Here is a 20,115-nt window from a genome sequence, read left to right as displayed (position 1 = left end):
ATCAGCCGATGGCGGCGAGGTATTCGCCGTAGAAGAGCATCAGGCCGACGGCGGAGGAGATGCCGGCCAGCAGCCAGAAGCGGATGATGACGGTGGTTTCGGCCCACTTGCTGAGTTCGAAGTGGTGGTGGAAGGGGGCCATTCTGAACAGGCGGTTGCGGGTGGTGCGGAAGACGACGATCTGGAGCAGTACCGAGAGGATCTCGGCGAAGAAGAGGGCGCCGACGACGGCGGTGAGCAGTTCGGTGCGGGTGGTGACCGACAGGCCGGCGAGCAGTCCGCCCAGGGCCAGCGAACCGGTGTCGCCCATGAAGATCTTGGCCGGCGCCGCGTTCCACCAGAGGAATCCGATGCAGGCGCCCGCCCCGGAGGCGCAGACCACCGCCAGGTCGAGCGGGTCGCGGACGTCGTAGCAGCCGGCGCCCGGGGTGACCGCGCAGGCGTTGGTGTACTGCCAGAAGGTGATGATCACGTAGGCGCCGAGCGCGAAGCTCATCGACCCGGCGGCCAATCCGTCGAGCCCGTCGGTGATGTTCACCGCGTTGGACCAGGCCACCACCAGGAAGCTGACGACGAGCAGGAACCCGATCAGCCCGAACGACACGGTCTCCACGTCCCGGACGTAGGACATGTGCCGGCTGGCCGGCGTCAGCCCGGTGCTGGACGGGAAACGCAGGGCGAGGATGCCGAAGACGATCGCGGCGGCGAGCTGGCCGATGTACTTACCGGTCGCGGTCAGGCCGAGATTGCGCCGCTTGCGGATCTTGATGAAGTCGTCGAGGAAGCCGACGATGCCCAGCGCCGTGGCCAAGCCGAGGACCAGCAGCCCGGACGCGGACACCCCCTCCGCGTCGTGCCGGAGGCCGAGCAGATGTGCCCCCAGATACCCGGCCCACATGCCGATCAGGATCGCGATGCCACCCATGGTGGGTGTGCCGCGCTTGGCCTGGTGGCTGGCCGGTCCGTCGGACCGGATCTCCTGGCCGACCTTTCGCCTGGTGAAGAGTTTGATCAGCAATGGCGTCAGGGTGATGGAGACCACCAGCGCGATCATCGCCGAGAACAAGATCTGTCTCATTCGCCCCTCACGCGGCCGTCATCGGAAAGTCGGGTAATTGAAACATCAACGCACGGGCACCTTTTCACTGCCCGGGCCGAGCTGTTCCCGACGTCTGTCCGCACCGCTGCCCATCCACCAACCCACTGTCGTCCGCGCGAATTGCCCCGACGTTAGCAAGCCGAATGGATTCATGCGGTGTCGTGTAGTTCCGCTAAACAGCACTGCCGCGGCCGTCCCGGAGGGCGGCCGCGGCAGTGGCGTCGGCTCAGATGCCGAGGACGAGCTTCGCGGTGGTGAAGTAGATGATCAGCCCGGTGGCGTCCACGAGGGTGGTGACCATCGGGGCGGACACGACCGCGGGATCGATCCGGAGCTTCTTCGCGAGCAGCGGCATGGTGCCGCCGATGGTGGCGGCCCAGCCGCAGATCAGCACCAGCGTGATGCCGACGACGACCGCGACGCGCGGCCCGACGAACAGCCCGCCGATCACCAATCCCGCTGCGGCGAGCATGGATCCGAGCACCAGGCCGACCCGGCACTCGCGCCAGATCACCTTGAACAGGTCGGTGACCCGCACCTCGCCCACGGCGAGCGCCCGCACACAGGAGGTCGCGGCCTGCGCCCCCGCGTTGCCGCCCGCGCCGATGAGCAACGGGATGAACAGCGCGAGATGCGCGGCCTGCTGCAGCGTTCCCTCGAACATGTCGGTGACGCTGACCGTCAGGGTCGCGGCAAACAGCAACAGCAGCAACCACATTGCGCGATACCGGGCCAGCTGGAACACGCCGGCGGCCATGTAGTGGCCCTCCCACGGCGCCGAGCCCGCCTGCCTGGCCACGTCCTCGCTGTCCGCGGCCTCGATCACCTCGACCGCGTCGTCGATGGTGAGCAGGCCGACGAGCCGGTTCTCGCTGTCCACCACGGGCATGTTGAGGTCGTTGGTCTCGCGCATCAGCCGGGCCGCCTTCTCGGCGGAGTCGGTGGCGCGGGCGCAGACCGGTTCGGTGACGACCAGTTCGGCGATCATCGTGTCCGGCTTGCTGAGCACCAGTTCGCGCAGTTCGACGATGCCGGTCAGGCGCCGGCTCGCATCGACGACGGGCAGCGTGTAGACGGTTTCCGCGTTGGCGCCCTTGGCCCGCACCACGGTCAGCGCCTCGGCGACGGTCAGGTTCTGCGGCAGCGCGACGACCTCGGGGGTCATGAACTGGCCCGCCGAACCCTCCGGGTAGCCGAGCAGCGCGGCGGTCATCCGCCGTTCGCGCGGGCTCAGTCCGGCGAGCACCTTCTTGGCGACCTTCGCGGGCGCTTCGCGCAGCATGCGGGCCCGGTCGTCGGGCGCCATGCCCTCGATCAGGTCGCGGAAGCTCTGGTCCCGCAGGCCTTGCAGGATCTGCTGCTGGTCCACCGGTTCGAGTTCTTCGAAGACCGCCAGCGCCAGGTCCTTGTCCAACAGCCGGAACGCCATCCCGGCCTGGACGGCGTCCATCCGGGCGAGCTGGTCGGCGATGACGTGCGGCGGGTGGTTGTCGAGCCAGGCGAGCGCGGCGTCGACGCGGTGGCAGTCGGCGATGTCCTGCAGCGATTCGGACAGCGACGGACGTACTTCGATGATCTGCGACATGGGATGTCCTCAGCAAATACGCGTGCGTGAATGGGAGCGCGAAAATTCACACCGCGGGCGCCGGTCCCCACCGTCGCTGATTACTCAGGAATACGAAGGGGCGACGCCGCGCGGCCTTCGACTGGGAGGTTCGTTGCGCATGACAACCCCACCTCCTGCTCGTCGCTGCCGCAGACCGGTCGAGCCCGCGCCATCACTGAAACGTAGTTCGGATGCGAATGCATCCCTGTGCAGGATACAGGCATTTCGGTGAAGTGTTCACCACAGCGGAGCTTCCTGGTCAGTCGACCATCCTCGGCCCGAGCGTGGCTGTGACGGCGGTCTCCGCGTCCCGCCAAGTGGGGACGTGCACCACCCAGTCGGGCACCGGATCGGACTGCGCGCCGAACAGGTAGCGGTGCGGCACCAGCTCGCGCAGCGCGTGCTGCACGTCGATCCGGTCGTCGATCATGTGCGTGATGCCGAGTTCGGCGCAGTGCCCGGCCTTGTCCGCGCGCTTGCGGCAGAAGCGCAGATGTTCGCGCGGGATGCCGGTGCGGTCGAAGAAGTCGTGGTGGTCGAGCCACTGCCGGGTGCGCTGTTCGATCCGCTCCCCGCACTTGGAGATCACCCACGCCCGGCCCTCGAAGAGCCGGACCAACCTGGGCAGGACGTCGAACGCGTCGGGGCTGGGTGGAGTGCGCAGGGCCTCGTCGAGGCCGCCGGCGAGGAACACGGTGTCCGCGTCCCCGGCCGGCAAAGCCGCCCCCTGGATGACCCGGCCGAAGTCGACGCCGAGTCGATGTTGTCTCTCTGTATTCATGTGCGTCCAAGGATGACGCGGATGACCGGGCAGGCGCGAGCGAATTTCTGCGCTGCGCCACGCCGCACAGTCAGCTGATCATTTGCCGGAAGCAGACAATGCGTAGGCGACCTTTTCGAACCTCGAGTTCGATTCTTAGCTGTTCGCCAGACTGGACATCACGGCATTAGTCGGGTTATCCACATACATCAGGCACAACAAGCGGACTAACCACATGCCGCGCCAGTAATGAGCCGCCGATAACGAATCGGCAGACATGAGACATGATCATTAGCCACAAGTTAGCCTGTGGTCATGACCAAAATACTGGCATTCACCTCACCGGCAAAAGGACACCTGTATCCGGTCGCGCCGGTGCTGGCGGAGCTGGTATCGCGCGGCCACGACGTGACCATGCTGACGCTGCCCGGCAGCGAGCAGGATCTGGAGCAGTTCGGCATCACCGCGCGGGCGCTACCGCCCGCGCTGACCCAGGACCGGCTCAACGACTGGGCGACCACCTCGCGCATCGCCACCCTGCGCGCGGCCGTGCGCTCGTCGGTCGCCCGCATCCCGGACGAGATCCAGGCCTTGCGCAGCGCGATCATCGCCGAGCGACCGGACGCGCTGCTGATCGACATCACCGCGCCGGGCGCGCAGATCCTCGCCACGGCGAGCGGGCTGCCGTGGGCGGCGTGGGCCTCGATGCTGCTGCCGATTCCGTCCCGGGACGCGCCGCCGTTCGGACCCGGGCTGCGCCCGCGGGCGGACCTGATCGGACGGGTCCGCGACAACTGCCTGCACTGGTTCCTCGATCGCCGGTGGAACGAGGTGCTGCCCCAGCTCAATCACATGCGCCAGTACTACGGGCTGGACCGGCTGGACAACACCGTCGACTACCTGCGGCAACCGCCGCTGACGCTGAACTTCACCGCGCCGCCGTTCGACGATGTGCACACCGACTGGCCGCTGACGGTGCATCAGATCGGGCCCGGCCTGTGGGCGCCGGAGGCGGAGCCGCCCGCCTGGCTGGACGAGATCGACCGGCCGCTGGCGGTGGTCACCTGTTCGACCGAGTTCCAGGACGACGGCCGACTGGCGCAGACCGCGATGGACGCGCTGGCCGACAGCGGGCTGTACACGGTGGTCACCGCGGGCGCGATCGATGCCGCGACCTTCACCGTCCCGCCGAACGCGCGGGTCGAGCAGTTCCTGTCCCATCAGCTGCTGCTCGACCGCGCCGCCGTCGTCGTCTCGCACGGCGGCATGGGGATCACCCAAAAAGCTTTGGCCGCAGGCGTTCCCGTGTGCGTGGTGCCGTTCGGGCGGGGCCAGTCCGAGGTCGCGCGCCGGGTGGTCGGCAACGAGGCGGGCAGCTGGGTGTCGGCGAAGCGGCTCTCGGTCCGGACCCTGCGCACCGGCATCGACAAGGCGATGGCCGGCCGGGCGGGTGCGGCCGCGGTGGCCGCCGGGTTCGCCGCGGCCGGTGGCACGCTGCGCGGCGCGGAACTGCTGGAACAGCATTTCGCCGGGCACCCGGTCGGGCACGCGGCCAAGACCGGCGTCACGCCGGTGCACAGCTCACACCCCTATCCGACCAATGAGGTTGCGCCGGAGATCACTCAGGGCGAGCCGGATCCGATTGTGTTGCCGCCCAACGACTCTCCGCCGACTGAAGATCCCTACTGGACGACCTGGCAGCGCCGCGACCGCTGAAACGCGGGTGCGCCGTTCGGGTTCGGCGCGGTACGTTCCGGCAATGGACGATCACTTCGGCGAACGGGTAGCAGCCAAGTACGACGACTCGTACGCGGAGCTGTTCGAGCCGGACGCCGTCGGACCGATGGTCGATCTGCTCGCGGAACTCGCCGACGGCGGCCGCGCCTTGGAATTCGGCATCGGCACCGGCCGCGTCGCGATACCGCTGGCTCGCCGCGGCATCGCCGTGCACGGCATCGATCTGTCGACGGCGATGGTCGCCCGGTTGCGCGCCAAGCCGGATGCCGCCGCGATCGGCACGACGATCGGCGACTTCGCCACCACCCGGGTGGACGGCCAATTCTCCGTCGCCTACCTCGTCTTCAACACCGTCATGAATCTGACGACCCAGGCCGAGCAGGTCGCCTGTTTCGCCAATGCCGCAACGCATCTCGAACCCGGCGGCTGTTTCGTCATCGAGGTCGGCGTCCCCGACCTGCGCAGCCTGCCGCCCGGCCAGACCATGGTCCCGTTTCAGGACAGCCCCACCCGCTGGGCCTTCGACCGCTACGACGTCGCCACCCAGCAGCTGAGTTCGAACTACATCGAGGTGGTCGACGGCCGCGGCGAATACCGCTCGATCCCGTTCCGCTATGTCTGGCCTGCCGAACTGGACCTCATGGCCCAAATCGCCGGTCTGCGCCTGCGCGAGCGCTGGTCGGACTGGACTCGCGACCCGTTCACCAACGAGAGCCGCAAACACGTCTCGATCTGGGCGAAGCCCGGCCAGGGTTAGGCGCAGGCGGCGTCGAAGGGTTGTCCGGACTGGCCGGGTCACGCGAGAGTGGGCCGGTTGGAGTGGGACAGCCAGGAGGGCGCTATGGCTACTGCCGATCAGCCACGTTCGGGGTCGCAGGCCGTCGAGCGGGCGGTGCATTTGCTGAACTGCTTCGAGGGCGACGATCCGGAGCTGACGATCAGTGAGCTCGCACATCTGGCGGGGGTGCCGGTGAGTACGGCGCATCGGCTGGCGCAGGCGCTGGTGCGCGGACGGCTGCTGGAGCAGGATCCGGCCACCGATCGGTATCGGGTCGGGCAGGGGCTGGCGACGTTGGCGCGGCCGGCGCTGACCAGGCTCGGCATCGATTCGGCCGCACCGCACATGTACGCGCTGGCGGCCGGGATCCGGATCACGACGAGTCTCAGCGTCGCGGACGAGCGGGACGCGGTGACGGTGTTGCAGGCGCGGCCGCCGGTGCGGTTCTGCTCCCATCAGCTGCCGCGGTCGCGGCAACCGCTGGGTTCGAGCGCGTCGGGGCGGGCGCTGCTCGCCCATCTGCCTGCCGCGCCGTATCTGGCCACCGACCTGGATCTGGTGCGGCGCAAGGGTTTCGCGGTCGAGGAGTTCGAGGGCGTGGACGATCCGATCCGCTCGGTCGCGGTGCCGGTGTTCGGCGCGGACAAGCAGGTGTGGGGCGCGCTGAGCGTGCAGGCGCGGTCGGCGCGGCTGAACGAGGAGCTGATGCGGGAGATCCTGCCCGCGATGCGTCAGATCGCGGTGCGGATCGGCGGCGTGGTGCACACCGGCTCCGCCCAGGCGATATACCCGCCGTAATTAAACTCACCGCGGTTTTCACAATGTGGAATGGCCGTTGTCTGCGGCAGCGCCGGGCAACACCATAGAAGGCCACGGGCACCGAATCCGGCGCCTGCCACAGTTCACGGAAGTCTCGAAGAGTTGATACCTACCGCGCTGATCCGCCGCCGCGCGATCGACCTGATGCGGGTGCCGCACGGGATCTGTCGCCACTGACGCCGTTCCCGGCCGTCGTCACTCCGACATTCCCTTTGTCGCGATTATCTCTCTTCTGTTGTCGCCGTGCCGTTTTCGTTTCCGCACGCGCTTTTATTCGAAGGACTTCCAGCATGCCCACCTCCGCTCCCCCACGGCGCGCCCTGCGCGCGGCCGCCGCGGCCCTCACCCTGCTCACCAGCGTCTCCGTGCTCGCGGGCTGCGGCAAGTCCGAGCCGGGCAGCACCGCCGACGGCAAGACCGTGCTCCGCTATCAGGGCGCGACCGGCCAGGTCTCCGCCTATGAATTGGCCCAGGATCTCGGCTATTTCACCACAATCTCGCTGCGCTGGGAGGGTGATACCACCAGCGGCCCGGCCAATATTCAAGCGGCGGCGACGAATCAGGTGGAATTCGGCAGCGCGTTCAACGGCGCGGTGGTGAAACTGATCGCCGGCGGGGCGAAGGTCACCGCGGTGCTCAGTTCCTATGGCTCCGACGAACAGTCGTTCACCGGGTATTTCGTCCGCGACGATTCCGGCATCAATTCCGCCCGCGATCTGATCGGCAAAAAGGTCGCCGTCAACACCCTCGGCGCGCACCACGAGTTCATCACCCGCGAGTGGCTGCACCAGCAGGGCCTGTCCGACAAGGAGATCAAACAGGTCGAGCTGACGGTGGTGCCGCCGGCGAACACCGAGGACGCGCTGCGCAAGGGGCAGATCGAGGTCGGCACGCTGGGCAGCATCTTCCGCGAGACCGCGGTCGAGCGCGGCGGCATCCACCCGCTGTTCACCGACAAGGCGCTGTTCGGCACCTTCGACTACGGCACCTACGTCTTCCGCAACGACTTCATCGCCAAGAACCCGGACGCGGTCAAGGATTTCGTGCAGGGCACCGCCCGCGCCACCCGTTGGCTACAGGTCACGCCGCGCGACGAGGTGCTCGCGCGGTTCACCTCGATCATCGAGAAGCGGGCGCGCAACGAGAACACCGGGCTGATCAAGTACTGGAAGAGCTCCGGCATTCCGGTGCCGGGTGCGGTGGTCGAGGAGAAGGAACTACAGATCTGGATCGACTGGCTGGTCCGCAACGGCGAACTGAAGGACGGTCAGCTGAAGGCCACAGACCTGTTCACCAATAAGGACAACCCCTACGCCAACGGCACCTTCACCCCGCAGAGCGGCCCGACCGGCGAGGCGGTGGCCGCGAAATGACCGCCAAACTTTCGCTGACCGGGGTGCACAAGCAGTTCGCCATCCGCGGGTCGAACGAGAAATTCACGGCCATTCAAGACATTTCGCTGGACCTGCGCGACGGGGAGTTCCTCGTTCTGGTCGGGCCGAGCGGATCCGGCAAGTCGACCTTGCTCGATCTGCTCGGCGGCCTGAGCAAGCCGACCTCCGGTGAGATCCTGCTGGACGGAAAGCCGATCACCGGACCGGGCCTCGACCGCGGCATCGTGTTCCAGCAGTACGCGCTGCTGCCGTGGCGCACGGCCCGCGGCAATATCGAATTCGGCCTGGAAGCCAAGGGATTACGGCGCAAGGCGCGGCGCGAGATCGCCGAGCACTACCTGGAGTTGGTGGGGCTGACCGGATTCGGCGATCGCTACCCGCACGAGCTGTCCGGCGGGATGAAGCAGCGCGTCGCCATCGCCCGCAGCCTGGCCTTCGACCCGGAGGTGCTGCTGATGGACGAGCCGTTCGCGGCGCTGGACGCGCAGACCCGGGAGTCGTTGCAGGACGAGCTGTTACGCATCTGGCGGGCCACCGGCAAAACGGTCCTGTTCATCACGCACGGCATCGATGAGGCGGTGTACCTCGGGCAGCGGGTCGCGGTGCTGACCTCACGGCCCGGACGGATCAAGGCGGTCGTGCAGGTGGACCTCGACCGGGAGGCGGGCGGCGACCTCCGGTCTGCCGAGCGGTTCCGGGCCTACCGGCACGAGATCTGGACGCAGCTGCAGAGCGAGGTCCAGCGCGCGGCGTCCCTGGAACGAGAGTCGCTGTCGGACAACCCGACCGAGGCACCTGTCGAGAGGCTGACCCATGTCTAGTGCAGTGGACTTCACCGAGCGTTCGATCGCGGTGAGCGTGACCCCACCCGAGCGAACCGTCGTCGAGCGACCGGCCGCGGGACGGTCGTTCGACGCCGGATCACGCGCGGCCCGGCTGGTCGGCCGCCTCGCCTGGCGGGCGTTCAAGCCGAGCATCGTGATCGCGCTGTTCCTGCTGCTGTGGCAGCTCGCGCCCACCCTGGGATTGGTGGACGAGGTGTTCCTGCCGCCGTTCTCGGTGGTCGCGCAGGCGTTCGTCGACCTGGTCGTGAGTGGCGAACTGTGGACGCACATCTCGGCCAGCCTGAGTCGCTCGCTGGCCGGTTACGCGATCGCGCTGGTCGTGGCCATCCCGCTCGGCGTCTCGATCGCCTGGTACAAGCCGGTGGCGGATTTCCTCAACCCGATCCTGGAGCTGTTCCGCAACACCGCCGCGCTGGCATTGCTGCCGGTGTTCATCCTGATCCTCGGCATCGGCGAGACCTCGAAGATCGCCCTGGTGGTGTACGCGAGTACCTTCCCGATCCTGCTGAACACGATCAGCGGTGTCCGCACCGTCGACCCGCTGCTGATCAAATCCGCGGTATCGCTGGGTCTTTCCCCGCTGCGGTTGTTCCAGAAGGTGATCCTGCCTGCCGCGTTGCCGTCCATCTTCACCGGCCTGCGGATGGCCGCGGCGAGTTCCATCCTGGTGCTGCTGGCCGCCGAAATGTTCGGCGCCCGAGCGGGACTCGGCTATCTGATCACCGCGGCGCAGCAGAACTTCCAGATCCCGAACATGTACGCGGGCATCATCGCCATCTCACTGCTCGGTCTGGCCTTCAACGGCCTGCTGGTCACCCTGGAACGCCGGTTCTCCCGCTGGCGCACCGAACCGAACGCCTGACCGTCCACTCGTAACGCAAGGAAGAACCATGTCTGGTAAACAGTTCCACCTCAATGCCTTCCTGATGGGCGTCGGGCATCACGAGGCCGCGTGGCGGCATCCGCGCACCGAGGCGCACCGCGTGCTCGATGTCCGGCACTTCCAGGAGCTGGGGCAGATCGCCGAGCGCGGCAAGCTGGATTCGGTGTTCTTCGCCGACGGCCTGGCGGTCGGCCCGCGGATCAAGCGCAACACCCTGGCGGTGTTCGAGCCGATCACGCTGCTGGCCGCGATCGCCGCCGCCACCACGCATGTCGGGCTCATCGCGACCGCGTCCACCACCTACCACGAGCCCTTCAACCTGGCCCGCAAGTTCGCCTCGCTCGACCACATCAGCGGCGGCCGCGCGGGCTGGAACATCGTCACCTCGGCGGGCGAGGACGAGGCATTCAACTTCGGTTACGACGGCGTCCCCGAGCACGCGCGGCGCTACGAGCGGGCGCAGGAGTTCGTCGACGTGGTCAACCAGCTGTGGGACAGCTGGGAGGAGGAGGCGATCCTGCTCGACGCCGAGGCGGGCATCTTCGCCGACCCGGACAAGGTGCACACCGTCGACTTCGACGGGCCGCGCTTCCGGGTCCGCGGGCCGCTGAACTCGCCGCGCACCCCGCAGGGCAGGCCGCTGCTGGTGCAGGCCGGATCATCGGAGAGCGGAAAGGAATTCGCCGCGCGGCACGCCGAGGCGGTGTTCACCGCGCAGCGGACGCTGGCCGAGGGGCAGGCGTTCTATCGCGATCTGAAGTCGCGGCTGACGAAGTACGGTCGCGCGGCCGACGAGCTCAAGGTGCTGCCTGGGCTGGTGCCGTTCATCGCCGACACGACCGAGGAGGCGCAGGCGCTCGAGCAGGAGTTCACCGATCTGATCTCGCCGGATTACGCGCTGCGCCAGCTGTCCACCATGCTCGGCGTCGACCTCACCGAACACGCACTGGACGCGCCGCTGCCGCCATTGCCGTCGGAGAACGAGATCGAAACGCACAAGAGCAGATTCACCCTGGTCAAGGAGCTGGCGGCGAACGAGAACCTGACCATCCGGCAGCTGATCGGCAAGCTGGGCGGCGGGCGCGGGCATCGGACGTTCGCGGGCACGCCGACCCAGATCGCCGACGAATTGCAGAGCTGGTTCGACAACGGCGCCGCCGACGGGTTCAACATCATGCCGCCGTACCTGCCGGGCGGGCTGGCGGACTTCGTCGATCGGGTGGTGCCGATCTTGCAGGAGCGCGGCCTGTTTCGCACCGACTACGAGGCGGACACGCTGCGTGGGCATTACGGGCTCGGGCCGGTGCCGAGCCGGCACACGCGGGAACGGGCCGAGGCGAGCGCATGACCGTGGACGTCCTCGTACTCGGCGGCGGCCCGGCCGGTACCTGGGCGGCGTTGAAGGCCGCGGCCGCCGGTGCTTCGGTTGTCTTGGCCGACAAAGGGTTCTGCGGTAGTAGCGGCGCTACCGCCGCCGCCGGCACCGGGATCTGGTACGTCCGGCCGGAGCCGGAACTGCGGGAGCAGGCGATGGCGAGCCGGGAGGCGCTCGGCGGTTATCTCGCCGATCGCGGGTGGATGGCTCGGGTGCTCGACGAGACCTACGCCAGGGTCAACGAACTCGCCGAGGTCGGGCGCTATCCCTTCCCGACCGATCGCGAGGGTCGTTCGCTGCGCACCGGGGTGCAGGGGCCGGAATACATGCGGCGCCAGCGGCTTCGGGTGCAGCGGGCCGGGGTGGCCATCCTCGACCATGCGCCGGCGATCGAATTGCTCACCGACGCCGAGGGTTCGGTCGCGGGTGCGCGCGTGCAACGGCTGGCTACCGGTGAACTGATCGACCTCACCGCTCGCGCAGTGGTTCTCGCTACCGGCGGGTGCGCGTTCCTCTCGAAAACGCTGGGCTGCAACGTCAATACCGGCGACGGCGCGCTGATGGCGGTCGAGGCGGGCGCCGAACTGTCCGGCATGGAGTTCTCGAACGCGTATGCCATCGCGCCCGAGTTCACCTCGGTGACGAAGACCGCCTATTACTCCTTCGCCACCTTCTACCTGGGCAACGGTGCGGTGCTGGCGGGGGCGTCGGGCAAGAGCCGCTCCCCCATCGCCCGGGCGCTGCTGACCGAGCCGGTGTACTGCACGCTGGATCGGGCCGACGCGGCGCAACGCCGGGCGATGCGGCTGGGGCAGCCGAACTTCTTCCTCACCTTCGACCGGCTCGGCATCGATCCGTTCACCGATCGGTTCCCGATCACGCTGCTGCTCGAAGGCACCGTGCGCGGCACCGGCGGGGTCCGGGTGGCCGACCAGGATTGCTCGACCAGCGTGCCCGGGTTGTACGTCGCGGGCGATGTCGCGACTCGGGAGCTGATCTGCGGCGGCTTCACCGGCGGCGGCAGTCACAATGCCGCGTGGGCGATGTCGTCGGGCAGCTGGGCGGGCGCGGGAGCGGCCGAATACGCACGGCGGCAGGGTGATTCGGTCGATGACCGGCAGCGGTTCGGCGCCGGTGGGGTCGGTCTGCGGCCCACCGGCAAGCCGGACGCCGAGCTGCTGCCCGCCGATATTGTCGCGGTGGTCCAGCGGGAGGTGCTGCCGTACGACAAGAACTATCTCCGGCACGGTGACCGGCTGCGGCCCGCGTTGGCGACCCTGGACGAGATGTGGCAGCAGGCGCGGACGAGTCTCACGCTCGCACAGTCGGATCCGTCCAAGGTGCGCTCGGCGGCCGCGATGACCGCGCACGCGCGCTGGATGTACACGGCGGCGCTCGCGCGCACCGAGTCGCGCGGCATGGCGCGTCGGCAGGAGTTCCCCGAGGCCGATCCGGCGCAGCATCACCGGCTGATCACCGGCGGACTCGACGAGGTCTGGACCGCACCGGAACCGGCGTTCCTCGATCGGTCGCGGCTGGTGTCGGCATGATCGAACTGGTCTCGGCCGAGCGATGCATCGAATGCGACAAATGCGTCGAGGTCTGCCCCACCCACGTGTTCGATCGGGGCGCGGACGGAATCCCCTTGCTCACACGGCAATCCGACTGCCAGACGTGCTTCATGTGCGAGGCGTACTGCCCCGTCGACGCGCTGTTCGTCGCCGCGCGCACGGAACCCCTTGCCGCGGACGATGTGCAACGCGACGAGGCCTACCTGATCGAGCACGGCCTGCTGGGTAGCTACCGCAGGTCGCTCGGCTGGGGCGGCGGCCCGTTGGGCGCGCGCTACGCGATCGGACCCGAATTGCCATGACGCCGTTGACGAAACGACGGGTCGTCGACTTCATGCGCACGTGCCGCAGCGCCTGTCGCCGCGGCGATCGAACCCGCCTGTCCCCCATCTACTTTTCCCTAGCGAGGTCCCCATGACCACGGTGCAAGAACCATCCACGATCACCCTCCAGGTCACTCCGGTCGCCGGATACATCGGCGCGGACATCTCCGGTGTCGATCTGCGCGAGACGCTGACCGACGAGCAGGTCGCACAGATCACCGCCGCGCTGCACCGGTACAAGGTGTTGTTCTTCCGCGACCAGCACATCGGGCACGCCGAGCAGATCGCCTTCTCCCGGCGCTTCGGCGCGGTCACCCCGTCGCATCCGTACGACACCGACGCGCCGACCGAGTTCCCGGAGATCCTCGCGGTGGACAGCCGGCTGTACGAAAAGCGGTTCGGCGTCCGGAAGTTCAGCTACACCAACTTCTGGCACACCGATGTATCGCCGCTGATCAACCCGCCCGCCGCCTCGATCCTGCGCGCCGAGATCGCGCCGGAGCAGGGTGGCGACACCGGGTGGACGAACCTGGTCGCCGCCTACGAGAACCTGCCGGAGTCGTTGCAGCGGTTCGTCGAGGGGTTGCGCGCCGAGCACCGGTTCGGCGGGCGCAGGCCGGTCTGGAACGAGGACAGCGACTACGCCAAGAAGGTGGCCGCCGCGCCGCTGGTCACCGAGCATCCGGTGGTCCGGGTGCATCCGGTGACCGGCGAGCGGGCGCTGTTCGTCAACCCGGGCTTCACCACCCGGATCATCGGGTTGAGCCCCAACCAGAGCGACGCGCTGCTGAAACTGCTGTTCGACGAGGTGGCCAACCCGGCCTACACCGTCCGCTTCCGCTGGGCGAAGGGCAGCATCGCGTTCTGGGACAACCGGGTGACGGCGCATCTCGCGCCGAGCGATCTCGATCATCTCGACGTCACCCGGGTGCTGTACCGCACGACGCTGGAGGGGGACATCCCGGTCGGGGTGGACGGTGCGCCGTCCACGTCCATCGCCGGAGCGCACTTCACCGGCAACTGAGAGTAGACAGGTAGGTGCCCGGCCGGGCGGCGCTCGGCCGGGTACTGCGCTGCCGCCACGCCTCGATCAGCCCATCACGGGATGATTGACTAGGTTTGGGGCAAACAACGAAGGAGAGATCTGTGCGCTTCGGCATCTTCATTCCGCAGGGCTGGCGGCTCGACCTGGTCGGCATCGACCCGGCGGACCAGTGGCGGGTGATGCGGGATCTCGCGCAACGCGCGGATGCCAACGACACCTGGGAATCCCTGTGGGTGTACGACCACTTCCACACCGTCCCGGTACCCACCGAGGAGGCGACGCACGAGGCGTGGACCCTGATGTCCGCGTTCGCGGCGTCCACCTCGCGGGTCCGGCTCGGGCAGATGTGCACCGCGATGAGCTACCGCAATCCGGCGTACCTGGCGAAGGTCGCGGCGACCGTCGACCTGATCTCCGGCGGCCGGGTCGAGATGGGCATCGGCGGCGGCTGGTACGAACACGAATGGCGCGCCTACGGTTACGGCTTCCCGGGCGCGGGCGAGCGGCTGGCCCGCCTGGACGAGGGCGTGCAGATCTTCCGGCAGGCCTGGACCGAGGGCAAGGCCACCCTGGACGGCAAGCACTACCAGGTCGACGGTGCCATCGTGCGACCACTTCCGTTGCAGGACGGCGGGATTCCGCTGTGGATCGCCGGCGGCGGCGAGAAGAAGACGCTGAAGATCGCGGCGAAGTACGCCCAGTACACCAACTTCAGCGGCGCGCCGGACGAATTCGCGGCCAAGTCCGAGATCCTGCGCGCGCACTGCGCCGACGTCGGCACCGATTTCGACGCCATCGTGCGCTCGTCGAACTTCAACGTGGTGATCGCGTCCACCGAAGGCGAAGTGCAGGAACGGCTTTCCGAGATCCAGGCGAAACTGGCCTCGGTGATCGGCGACGACGAGGCAAAGACCTACGTGGACAACATGTTCCGCCCGTCCTTCGCCGTCGGCACCCCCGAGCAGATCGTCGAGCGCCTCACCCCCATCCGCGACCTCGGCCTCGGCTACGCCATTTTCAACTTCCCCGAAGCGGCCTACGACACCTCCGGCATCGAACTCTTCGAGAAGGAAGTCGCACCCGCGCTGGCCTGAAACGCAAGTAGGCAGTGAACCGAGGAGTACCGAGTGCGCTGGTCCACAATCCGATCCGCAGACAGCGTCGGTCGCGTGTCCGCGGCACTCGGTGTCCTCGCGGCCGTGCTCGCCACCGCCTTCGTCCTTGCTCCGCGGACGCTGGCGGCGCGCGGGCCGGGCGGAGGTTTCGCCGACGAGGGCGCTCTCCGGGACGCGCTTCGCGTGGCGTTCGTCGAGTATTGGAGTGCGGGCACACGGGATTTCCCGCCGAGCTTGGCGCGGGTCGTCGACTACTGGTTTCGCTATCACGTGGCCAAGGCGGTGATCGCGGCGGTCCTGCTGATCGTGCTTGTCGCGCTCGGTGTTCGGCTGTGGCAGGCCTTCCTACGCGCCGAGCGGCTCGGAGTGGGCAGGCGGGCTGCGCTCGGAGTGACGGGCGGGCTTGTCACGATGGCGGCGCTGGGCTCAATAGTGTTGGTAATGGCAAACATTCAGGGGGCGGTAGCGCCATTCGCCTCGCTGCTGCCGATGCTTACCTCCGGTGCCGCCGACAGCGCACTCTCCCCCGCGCTCGAACAGATCCGGCAGCAACTGACCGACTCTCTGAACGCGGGCGGCCGTACCTCACCCATCCTCGACCTGATGATCAGCGACTTCGCTCGATACCACGCGGCCATGGCGGTGATTGCCGCGATCGTCGCGATCACTCTCCTCGGCCTGAGCGTGGTGTGCTGGCGAAGGTTCGCCGGAACCGGGTCGGCCGACCGACGGACCCGGCGTCTGTTCGCGTCGTTCGGCGTGCTCGCGGCAGTGCTGCTGCTCGCCATACTCGTTGTCGCAGTGGCGAACACAGGCACCGCGGCGAATCCCGCACCCGCATTCGCCGCCTTCTTCGACGGCGGCTGGTGACGCACCGGCGGGTGCCGCAGTAGTGCGCCCGGTGCCGCCTATCGATCGAGGCCATCCGAGCCGGTCGCGGGATCGAATACTCCGGGGAAGCGCAGAGCGCGCGGCACTACCCCGAGAGGATGACGTTGACGATTCCGAAACGATGGCGATTCGGCGCGGCGGCACTGCTGTCGCTCATGGTCGTGGTGCAGGGCGGGCAGGCGAGCGCGGACGAGCCGAGCGGTGGCGTCCAGAAAACCAAGGATGCCTTCTGCGCCAAGAAGTCACCGGGCACCGCCTTCTATACGGCGTGGGAAGGCGTGGAGAACCTGCTGCCTTACGAGTGGTCGTTGAAGCGCAGTCCGCAGGCGATGGCCAGGGATCAGCTCTACGGCAAACCAGGTTTGGACGATTACGCTCATTCGAAGATGTGTGGCAGCGACGCCGAGCGGAAACGATTCAGCGGCGTCGTCGGCGATTACATCGTGAAAGGACAAGGGACGCTCAAGAACCCCTGTTTCCAGCCGAAGGCCAGCGCACTGGACAAGGCCGCGATCGACCGGCTCGCTGCCTACAACGACGAGGTCCAGCGGTTGGCGAAGGAGAACTGTAAGCAGGAGAGCGGTCTGCGCGCGCTCGACAACACGAAGAACGCCTTGTACGCCAAGATCGTCGAGCAGGGCTAGCCGACTGCTCGACATCGCACAGACGCGAAAAACCTCAGTGCCACAAGGACACCGAGGTTTTTCGCGCAAGCGGTTCCTACAGCATGCAGGAGACGCAGCCCTCGACTTCGGTTCCCTCCAGGGCCATTTGGCGCAGGCGGATGTAGTAGAGGGTTTTGATGCCCTTGCGCCAGGCGTAGATCTGGGCGCGGTTGAGGTCGCGGGTGGAGGCGGTGTCCTTGAAGAACAACGTCAGCGACAGGCCCTGGTCTACGTGCTGGGTGGCGGCGGCGTAGGTGTCGATGATCTTTTCGTAGCCGATTTCGTAAGCGTCGTCGTAGTACTCGAGGTTGTCGTTGTCCAGGTAAGGGGCCGGGTAGTAGACGCGGCCGATCTTGCCTTCCTTGCGGATCTCGATCTTCGACGCCACCGGGTGGATGGAGCTGGTGGAGTGGTTGATGTAGGAGATCGAACCGGTCGGCGGGACCGCCTGCAGGTTCTGGTTGTAGATGCCGTGCTCCATGACCGAGGCCTTGAGCTCGCGCCAGTCGTCCTGGGTCGGGATCCGCACCTCGGCGTCGGCGAAGATCTGCGCCACCCGTTCGGTTTTCGGCTCCCACACCTGCTCGGTGTACTTGTCGAAGTACTCACCGCTGGCGTACTTGGATTCGGGGAAGCCGCCGAAGTAGCTGCCGCGCTCCTTGGCGATCAGGTTCGACGCCCGGATCGCGTGGTAGACCACGGTGTAGAAGTACATGTTGGTGAAGTCGATGCCCTCGTCGGACCCGTAGTGCACCCGCTCGCGGGCCAGGTATCCGTGCAGGTTCATCTGGCCGAGGCCGATTGCGTGCGACTCGTTGTTGCCCTGCTCGATCGAGGGCACCGAGTAGATGTGCGTCTGATCGGAGACCGCGGTGAGCGCCCGGATGGACGTCTCGATGGTCTGCGCGAAGTCGGGTGAGTCCATCGCCTTGGCGATGTTGAGCGAGCCGAGGTTGCACGAGATGTCCTTGCCCACCTTGGCGTAGGACAGGTCGTCGTTGAACACCGACGGCGTCGACACCTGCAGGATCTCCGAGCACAGGTTCGAGTGGGTGATCTTGCCGGCGATCGGGTTGGCCCGGTTCACCGTGTCCTCGAACATGATGTACGGGTAACCGGATTCGAACTGCAGCTCGGCGATGGTCTGGAAGAACTCGCGCGCCTTGATCTTCGACTTGCGGATCCGCTTGTCGTCGACCATCTCGTAGTACTTCTCGGTGACGTCGATGTCGGCGAACGGCTTGCCGTAGATGCGTTCCACGTCGTACGGCGAGAACAGGTACATGTCCTCGTTCTTCTTCGCCAGCTCGAAGGTGATGTCCGGGATCACCACGCCCAGCGAGAGGGTCTTGATCCGGATCTTCTCGTCCGCGTTCTCCCGCTTGGTGTCGAGGAACCGGTAGATGTCCGGGTGGTGCGCGTGCAGGTACACCGCGCCCGCGCCCTGGCGCGCGCCGAGCTGGTTGGCGTAGGAGAACGAGTCCTCCAGCAGCTTCATGATCGGGATGACGCCCGAGCTCTGGTTCTCGATCTGCTTGATCGGCGCGCCGTGCTCGCGAATGTTGGTCAGCAGCAAGGCGACCCCGCCGCCGCGCTTGGACAGCTGCAGCGCGGAGTTGATGGAGCGCCCGATGGACTCCATGTTGTCCTCGATGCGCAGCAGGAAGCAGGACACCGGCTCGCCGCGCTGCTTCTTGCCCGAGTTGAGGAAGGTCGGGGTGGCGGGCTGGAAGCGGCCGTCGATGATCTCGTCGACCAGCTTGCCCGCGAGCACCTCGTCACCGGCGGCGAGGGTGAGCGCGACCATGCAGACCCGGTCCTCGAACCGCTCCAGGTAGCGCTTGCCGTCGAAGGTCTTCAGCGTGTACGAGGTGTAGTACTTGAACGCGCCGAGGAAGGTGGGGAACCGGAACTTCTTGGCGTAGGCCTGCTGGAACAGCTGCTTGATGAACGGGCGGCTGTACTGGTCGAGCACCTCGGGCTCGTAGTACTTCTCGTCGACCAGGTAGTCCAGCTTCTCGTCCAGGTTGTGGAAGAAGACGGTGTTCTGGTTGACGTGCTGCAGGAAGTACTGGTGCGCCGCCTCGCGGTCCTTGTCGAACTGGATCTCGCCGTTCGGGCCGTACAGGTTCAGCATCGCGTTGAGGGCGTGGTAATCCATGACCTCGCCGGCCTCCGCACTGCGGCCCGATGACTGCTCTAAGCGAGCCGTTTTTCCGGCCGGTGCTGTCGTTGTTGTTGCCAAAACAATCCCAATCCCTCTCGGACGCGCTCGACGTCCTCGGCGGTTCCCATGAGTTCGAAGCGATACAGGTACGGCACCCCGCATTTACGCGAGATCACGTCTCCCGCATAGCAGTAGGTATCGCCGAAGTTCGTGTTTCCCGCCGCGACCACCCCGCGCAGCAGAGCGCGGTTGTGCGGATCGTTGAGGAACTTGGCGACCTGCCGCGGCACGAAATCCTTGTCGGATCTGTTCCCACCCAGGACGTGCCGACCGCCCCCGTAGGTGGGGACGATCAGCACGAAGGGTTCGTCGACGCGCAGCGAATCGGCGGTGTGCAGTGGAATGCGAGTCGCCGGGAGACCCAGCTTCTCGACGAAGCGATGCGTGTTCTCCGAGGCACTGGAGAAGTAGACAAGCGCGGCCGACTCGGACACGGTCACCCTCTCCTCTCGGAGGAACGGAAAGCGGAAGCGGTCAGGCCGCCACAGTGGCGAGCGACTTGATCCGGTCGGGCCGGAAACCGGACCAGTGGTCCTCACCGGCCACCACGACCGGCGCCTGCAGGTAACCGAGCGCCATGACGTAGTCACGCGCCTCGTCGTTCTCGGAGATGTCGATCACCTCGTAGTCCACCCCGACCTTGTCGAGGGCCTTGTAGGTGGCATTGCACTGGACGCAAGCGGGCTTGGTGTACACGGTGACGGTCATTGGTATCCCTCTTCTCCTTGTGCCTGATCCACAGCCTGTGATCCGTATGCCGATCGTTCGAGCGACCTAGCGATGCACGTTCCGACCTTGCTGCGCAAACTCCTGGATCTGGACTCGAATCCCCTGCTCAGCCCCTTCGGGCTGAATTTCGCAGAGCGGGGTGCCTTGCCGTCTTCCAGTACCGAAGACACTACACCTAGTGGCCGACAGATTCATCCAACACGACATGTTGCGAGTCACATTGATGAAATTCGCATGCGGTAAGTACCTGGCC

19 protein-coding genes are annotated in these 20,115 nt (G+C 66.9%); 13 read left to right on the top strand and 6 right to left on the bottom strand.

Features of this window, described 5'->3' with window-relative positions; genetic code table 11:
• Position 1: 1 nt before the first annotated feature.
• The 3 genes from mraY to AB0M22_RS02285 all read right to left on the bottom strand — a co-directional run bounded on the left by mraY (position 2) and on the right by AB0M22_RS02285 (position 3,486).
• Positions 2-1,078, bottom strand: a complete 1,077-nt coding sequence (mraY, locus tag AB0M22_RS02295; RefSeq protein WP_364719992.1) for a phospho-N-acetylmuramoyl-pentapeptide-transferase — start codon at positions 1,076-1,078, stop codon at positions 2-4.
• 247 nt (positions 1,079-1,325) lie between these two features.
• Positions 1,326-2,684: a magnesium transporter gene (gene mgtE / locus AB0M22_RS02290; RefSeq protein WP_364719990.1), complete on the bottom strand. Its 1,359-nt coding sequence runs from the start codon at positions 2,682-2,684 to the stop codon at positions 1,326-1,328.
• A gap of 280 nt (positions 2,685-2,964) precedes the next feature.
• Entirely contained in the window at positions 2,965-3,486 is a 522-nt protein-coding gene (locus tag AB0M22_RS02285; RefSeq protein ID WP_364719987.1) for a hypothetical protein, read from the bottom strand.
• 294 nt (positions 3,487-3,780) lie between these two features.
• On the opposite strand from AB0M22_RS02285, the gene AB0M22_RS02280 reads away from it, so the two are divergent.
• From AB0M22_RS02280 to AB0M22_RS02220, 13 genes are all read left to right on the top strand, one after another.
• A complete protein-coding gene (locus tag AB0M22_RS02280) occupies positions 3,781-5,181 on the top strand; it encodes a nucleotide disphospho-sugar-binding domain-containing protein (protein ID WP_364719985.1) in 1,401 nt (466 codons plus the stop codon).
• A 43-nt stretch (positions 5,182-5,224) separates the two neighbouring features.
• On the top strand, positions 5,225-5,959 hold the full coding sequence (locus AB0M22_RS02275; protein WP_364719982.1) for a class I SAM-dependent methyltransferase: 735 nt from the start codon (positions 5,225-5,227) through the stop codon (positions 5,957-5,959).
• Between the two features lie 84 nt (positions 5,960-6,043).
• The gene (locus AB0M22_RS02270; protein WP_364719980.1) at positions 6,044-6,778 is read left to right on the top strand and encodes an IclR family transcriptional regulator; all 735 of its coding nucleotides are present in this window, start codon (positions 6,044-6,046) and stop codon (positions 6,776-6,778) included.
• A 311-nt stretch (positions 6,779-7,089) separates the two neighbouring features.
• Positions 7,090-8,172, top strand: coding sequence for an ABC transporter substrate-binding protein (locus AB0M22_RS02265; protein ID WP_364719977.1), 1,083 nt, complete (start codon positions 7,090-7,092; stop codon positions 8,170-8,172).
• A complete protein-coding gene (locus tag AB0M22_RS02260) occupies positions 8,169-9,014 on the top strand; it encodes an ABC transporter ATP-binding protein (RefSeq protein ID WP_364719974.1) in 846 nt (281 codons plus the stop codon). The genes AB0M22_RS02265 and AB0M22_RS02260 overlap by 4 nt, the downstream gene beginning before the upstream one ends.
• A complete protein-coding gene (locus AB0M22_RS02255; RefSeq protein ID WP_364719973.1) occupies positions 9,007-9,900 on the top strand; it encodes an ABC transporter permease in 894 nt (297 codons plus the stop codon). Before AB0M22_RS02260 ends, AB0M22_RS02255 begins: the two co-directional genes overlap by 8 nt.
• A gap of 28 nt (positions 9,901-9,928) precedes the next feature.
• A complete protein-coding gene (locus tag AB0M22_RS02250) occupies positions 9,929-11,269 on the top strand; it encodes an LLM class flavin-dependent oxidoreductase (protein WP_364719971.1) in 1,341 nt (446 codons plus the stop codon).
• Positions 11,266-12,846, top strand: a complete 1,581-nt coding sequence (locus AB0M22_RS02245) for an FAD-binding protein (protein ID WP_364719969.1) — start codon at positions 11,266-11,268, stop codon at positions 12,844-12,846. Before AB0M22_RS02250 ends, AB0M22_RS02245 begins: the two co-directional genes overlap by 4 nt.
• Positions 12,843-13,169, top strand: a complete 327-nt coding sequence (locus AB0M22_RS02240) for a ferredoxin family protein (protein ID WP_364719966.1) — start codon at positions 12,843-12,845, stop codon at positions 13,167-13,169. The genes AB0M22_RS02245 and AB0M22_RS02240 overlap by 4 nt, the downstream gene beginning before the upstream one ends.
• A gap of 112 nt (positions 13,170-13,281) precedes the next feature.
• A complete protein-coding gene (locus AB0M22_RS02235; protein ID WP_364719963.1) occupies positions 13,282-14,214 on the top strand; it encodes a TauD/TfdA family dioxygenase in 933 nt (310 codons plus the stop codon).
• A gap of 122 nt (positions 14,215-14,336) precedes the next feature.
• Positions 14,337-15,329 (top strand): LLM class F420-dependent oxidoreductase, encoded by a 993-nt coding sequence (locus AB0M22_RS02230; RefSeq protein ID WP_364719960.1) that lies wholly within the window; start codon positions 14,337-14,339, stop codon positions 15,327-15,329.
• Between the two features lie 75 nt (positions 15,330-15,404).
• Positions 15,405-16,220 carry a hypothetical protein gene (locus AB0M22_RS02225; protein ID WP_364719957.1) on the top strand — a complete coding sequence of 272 codons (816 nt, stop codon included), beginning with the start codon at positions 15,405-15,407 and terminating at the stop codon, positions 16,218-16,220.
• A 119-nt stretch (positions 16,221-16,339) separates the two neighbouring features.
• Complete coding sequence (locus tag AB0M22_RS02220) at positions 16,340-16,885, top strand: hypothetical protein (protein WP_364719954.1); 546 nt, start codon at positions 16,340-16,342, stop codon at positions 16,883-16,885.
• Between the two features lie 76 nt (positions 16,886-16,961).
• On the opposite strand, the gene nrdE is transcribed toward AB0M22_RS02220, so the two are convergent.
• The 3 genes from nrdE to nrdH are packed head-to-tail and all read right to left on the bottom strand — an operon-like array spanning position 16,962 to position 19,841.
• Positions 16,962-19,067 (bottom strand): class 1b ribonucleoside-diphosphate reductase subunit alpha, encoded by a 2,106-nt coding sequence (gene nrdE, locus AB0M22_RS02215; RefSeq protein WP_364719951.1) that lies wholly within the window; start codon positions 19,065-19,067, stop codon positions 16,962-16,964.
• A 38-nt stretch (positions 19,068-19,105) separates the two neighbouring features.
• Entirely contained in the window at positions 19,106-19,567 is a 462-nt protein-coding gene (nrdI, locus tag AB0M22_RS02210; protein WP_150407925.1) for a class Ib ribonucleoside-diphosphate reductase assembly flavoprotein NrdI, read from the bottom strand.
• Positions 19,568-19,607: 40 nt separating this feature from the next.
• Positions 19,608-19,841, bottom strand: coding sequence for a glutaredoxin-like protein NrdH (nrdH, locus tag AB0M22_RS02205; protein WP_150407919.1), 234 nt, complete (start codon positions 19,839-19,841; stop codon positions 19,608-19,610).
• Between the last annotated feature and the right edge of the window lie 274 nt (positions 19,842-20,115).

Source organism: Nocardia sp. NPDC051756 (assembly GCF_040681495.1).
In the GTDB taxonomy this organism is placed as follows: Bacteria; Actinomycetota; Actinomycetes; order Mycobacteriales; family Mycobacteriaceae; genus Nocardia.
This window is presented reverse-complemented; position numbering and strand designations above follow the sequence as displayed.